Below are 2,856 nucleotides of genomic sequence, written 5' to 3'. Positions count from 1 at the left end.
ATCGCGCGCGCCAGCGCCCGCGCCACGCACACCGTGAACCAGCTGCTGGCGCTGGCACGCGCCGAGACCACCGGCCGCACCCTGCCGAGCGCGCGCGTCGATCTGGCGCGGCTGGTCGCCACCGTGGTGCGCGACACCGTGCCGCGCGCTCTGGAGCTGGGTGTGGACCTGGGTGTGGAAGGCGACCACGAGGTGCCCGAGGAGTTGCAGCTCACCGGCAACCCCACCCTGCTGCAGGAAATGGTGCGCAACCTCGTGGACAACGCCATGGCCTACAGCGGGCCCAAGGGCGTGGTGACGGCGCGCGTGCTGGTGGACCGCTTCAGCGGCGTGCAGCTGGTGCAGGTGGAGGACAACGGCCCGGGCATCCCGGTGAGCGAACGGGCGCTGGTGATGCAGCCCTTCTACCGCGCGCTGGGCACCGACGTGGACGGCTCGGGCCTGGGCCTGGCCATCGTGCAGGAGATCGCCCAGCAGCACGGCGCCACCGTGCACATGGAAGACGCGCACCCGGAGCGGGGCCGCCCGGGGCTGCGTGTGTCGGTGCGCTTCGTGGCGAAGCAGGCGAGCGAGTGAAGCCCGCCGCCCGCCGCCGCTTCAGCCTTTGTAGACGTTGAGCTCCAGGCGCTCGCGCTCCATGGCGCGCGCCACCGCCGGCAGCGCCGCGAAGCGCTGCACCAGCGCCCAGGTGGCGGGCAGGCTGTTGGGGTCGATGCCGGCGAAGCCGCCCCAGCGCAGCAGGGTGAGCGCGTAGGCGTCGAGCGCGCCGGGCTTGTCGCCGCCGAGCCAGGGGCTGGCCTTCTGGGCCAGCGCCTCGAGCTCGCCGAGCAGGCCGCGGTAGACCTCGACCGCGTGCGCCTTCACGGCCTTCTGCGCGGCCTCGTCGGCGGTGAACTTCTGCGGCATGAACACGTGCGTGAAGGTGGGGTGCACGGTGTTGTTCATCCAGGCCAGGGTCTGCAGCGCGCGCGTGCGCGCCACGCCCGAGGCGGGCAGCAGGCCGGCCTCGGGGAACCGGGCGTCCAGGTAGAGCACGATCGCCGGGATCTGGGTGATGACCTCGTCGCCGTCCACCAGCACCGGCACCTGGCCGCGCGGGTTGATGGCCAGGTACTCGGGCGCGCGCTGCTCGCCCTTGTGCAGCTTGACCGGCGACGGCTCGAAGCTGGCGCCAGCGAGCTCGAGCGAGCTGTGCGGAACGAAGGAACACGCGCCGGACGCGTAATAGAGCTTGAGGCCCATGGGATCGGTCTCCTGGAAGTGTTGAAGAAATTCAGCTCAGGTGATCGCCGACCAGGCCGGCGATCTCGAACATGGTGACGGCGTCCTTGCCGAAGACCGGGCGCAGCTTGGCGTCGGCCTTGATGCGGCGCTTGTCCGCCGGGTCCTGCAGGCCATTGGCCTTGATGTAGTCCCACAGCTTCTTGACCACCTCGGGCCGCGACACCGGCCCTTCGCCGATGACGGCGGCCAGCGCCGCGCTGGGCTGCTTGCCGGTGGCGGCGGTGGCCTTGCGCGGGGCCTTCTTCTCGGCCGACGCCTTCTTGGCGGCGGGCGCCTTCTTCGCGGCGGCCTTCTTCGCCGGCGCAGCGGCCTTGGCGGCGGGGCGCGCGCCCGCCTTGCGCGGCGGGTACTTGCTGTCGCGCGGCTCGAATTCGAAGTTCACCTTGCCGGCCTCGGCGTCCCAGGCCAGGAAGGCCTTGAACGAGCGGCGCGTGCGCATGGAGACGAACTTGTCGAGCAGGTCGGTCTTGCCGGTGGCCAGCAGCTTGCTCATCTGCTCGCGCGCCACCGGCTGCTGCAGGATGACCTTGCCGCTCTTGAAATCGCAGCTCGGCGTGGGCTGCTGCGCCGTGGGCACGGCGCGCTCGCACACGTAGTTGGCGCCGTGCTCGTGCACCGCGCCGCCGCACTTGGGGCAGGCGCCCAGCGATTCGCTGCCGGAGAAGTCGACCAGTTCACCGGTCTCCTCGTCCTTGCGGTCGTCGCCGAAGTCGAATTCGAGCTTCCAGTTGCGGTCTTCCTCGCTGTGCTTGAGCACGAGCTCGGCCACGAACGGCCAGCCCGCCTTGGAGCGAAAGCCCTCGAGCGGGCCGATGCGCTTGTCGCGCAGGAAGGCGTCGGCCTCGGTGGTTTCGAAGGTGCGCCCGGCGGGCGACTTGGTGAACGAGAAGCCGCAGCCCTCGCCGGTGCCGTCGGCGCCGGTGCAGGCGAAGCGGCGGTAGTTTTCCTTCACCACGCCGCCGCAGTTGGGGCAGGGCGTGGACAGCGTGGCGTAGTCGCCCGGCACGGTGTCGCGGTCGTACTCCTTGGCCTTCTTCACCAGGCGCTCGGTCATGGACGCGATCTCGGCCATGAAGGCGTCGCGCGACAGCTTGCCGTGCTCCATCTGCGCGAGCTTGTATTCCCATTCGCCGGTGAGCTCGGGCTTGGACAGCTCCTCCACCTCCAGGCCGCGCAGCAGCGTCATGAGCTGGAAGGCCTTGGCGGTGGGGATGAGCTCGCGGCCCTCGCGCAGCATGTACTTCTCGGCCAGCAGGCCTTCGATGATGGCCGCGCGCGTGGCCGGCGTGCCCAGGCCCTTTTCGTGCATGGCCTCGCGCAACTCCTCGTCGTCGATGAGCTTGCCGGCGCCTTCCATGGCGGCCAGCAGCGTGGCTTCGCTGTAGCGCGCGGGCGGACGGGTCTGCAGGCCCTTGTGCTCCACCGACTCGGTGCGCACGGTCTCGCCTTCGCGCACCGGCACCAGGTTCTGCCCCTTCTCGCCGGGCTTGGCGCCTTCCACCTCGTCGGCGGCTTCCTTGCCGTAGACCGCCATCCAGCCCGGGTTGACCAGCACCTTGCCTTCGGTCTTGA

The 2,856-nt window shown here is 70.5% G+C and carries 3 protein-coding genes; 1 reads left to right on the top strand and 2 read right to left on the bottom strand.

The features are described 5' to 3' along the window. Positions 1 to 576 (top strand): sensor histidine kinase (locus BGO22_RS07855; RefSeq protein ID WP_286849929.1); only part of this gene is annotated, 576 nt, incomplete at its 5' end. A gap of 21 nt (positions 577 to 597) precedes the next feature. On the opposite strand, the gene BGO22_RS07850 is transcribed toward BGO22_RS07855, so the two are convergent. Both BGO22_RS07850 and BGO22_RS07845 read right to left on the bottom strand, forming a co-directional pair. Next, a complete protein-coding gene (locus BGO22_RS07850) occupies positions 598 to 1,242 on the bottom strand; it encodes a glutathione S-transferase family protein (RefSeq protein ID WP_070399737.1) in 645 nt (214 codons plus the stop codon). A 31-nt stretch (positions 1,243 to 1,273) separates the two neighbouring features. Beyond that, positions 1,274 to 2,856, bottom strand: a 1,583-nt coding sequence (locus BGO22_RS07845) for a topoisomerase C-terminal repeat-containing protein (protein WP_286849927.1), incomplete at its 5' end; no start/stop codon positions are given.

Origin of the sequence: Hydrogenophaga sp. 70-12, from assembly GCF_001897365.1 — a bacterium.
Lineage (GTDB): Bacteria > Pseudomonadota > Gammaproteobacteria > Burkholderiales > Burkholderiaceae_C > Hydrogenophaga > Hydrogenophaga borbori.
This window is presented reverse-complemented; position numbering and strand designations above follow the sequence as displayed.